1 protein-coding gene is annotated in these 1,297 nt (G+C 79.0%); it reads right to left on the bottom strand.

Annotation, left to right across the window (positions count from 1 at the left end):
* Nucleotides 1-35 precede the first annotated feature (35 nt).
* Nucleotides 36-1,297: hypothetical protein (locus tag N866_RS18375; protein WP_342668453.1), on the bottom strand; the 1,262-nt coding region annotated here is incomplete at its 5' end.

Consider the following 1,297-nt stretch of genomic DNA (forward strand, 5'->3'; position numbering starts at 1 on the left):
AGGCGCGCCACCTGCGGCGGCGCGGCCCGGACCCGTCACGGTGGCCAGCCCGACGGCGGGACGAGACGCCACAGCGACCACACCCACAGGGCCTGCCCGGCCAGCCCGAGGCCGAGCAGCGCGGCGACACCGAGTGCCCGTCGGAGCCTGCCCGGCGGGGCGAGCGCCGCCCCAGCGGCCGCCGCGGCGGCGGGGAAGGCCAGCAGGCTGAAGCGGACCAGGCTCGTCCCGGGCTCGAGGACCACGACCAGGTAGGCCGCGTACCCCGCGACCCAGCCCCACGCCACCGGACCCAGGCGACGCAGCCGCGGCCAGGCGACCAGCGCGAGGAGCCCGATCGCGACACCGAGCAGCAGCAGCGGGGCCGCCCCGGCGACGAGATACCGCGCGACGTCCCACCACGGCAGGAGCGGGACGACCCCGTCGCGGCCGCGCCAGGCGGCCTGCGTCCGCGCGTAGGCGTCCGGCTCCCCGGTGGCCAGCCCCACGACGACCGGCCACAGGAGCCCCGATGCGAGCGTCACGGCGCCGGTGAGGGCGACGAGCGCCCGCTCCCGCACCGGGAACGGCTCACCGGCGCGGACCCGGCGCACCCGGTCCAGCCCGTGCACGAGGACGACGAACGCCATGGGCAGCGCGACGGCGCGGGTCAGGCCGAGCAGGGGCACGAGGAGCAGGACCGCCCCGTACCGGTGCCGGACGAGCGCGAGGAGCGTCGCGGCCACGAGGAGCAGGGCGAGGGACTCCGTGTAGGCGGCCTGGAGCACCGGCGCGGCCGGGTGCGTGGCGACGACGGCCACCGTGACCAGCGGCAGGTGGCGCCGTGCCGGGCCCGCGGCCCACCGGGACCGGGCCACGACCTCCCCCACGAACCGGTGCACCACGAGCAGGGCCGCCGCACCCAGGAGGGTCGCGAGGGCGGGGGCCGCCACCTGCCACGGCAGCCCCACCGCGAGCAGGGGCCGCACGAGGGTCGGGAAGAGGGGGAAGAAGGCCCAGGCGTTCTGCCGCGCCCGCCCGTCCGCGCCGAGCGGGAGCTCCTCGGGGTAGCCCAGCTCGGCGATCTCCCGGTACCACGACCCGTCCCAGAAGAGGCCGACGTACTCCGGGTAGGAGGGAGCCGCCCCCGCCCAGGGCGTGGCCGCCTGGTGCCGGGCGACGAGGACGAGGAGGACCGCGGACGCGAGGCGCGCGAGCGCCGCCACGAGGAGCACCTGCGCCCACCACGGCCACGCCCGGACCGGGGGGAGGGCACCCGGGCGGCGCACCCGACCGCGTCGTCGGCCGCTCAGGGCCG

Origin of the sequence: Actinotalea ferrariae CF5-4 (assembly GCF_000603945.1) — a bacterium.
Taxonomy (GTDB): domain Bacteria; phylum Actinomycetota; class Actinomycetes; order Actinomycetales; family Cellulomonadaceae; genus Actinotalea; species Actinotalea ferrariae.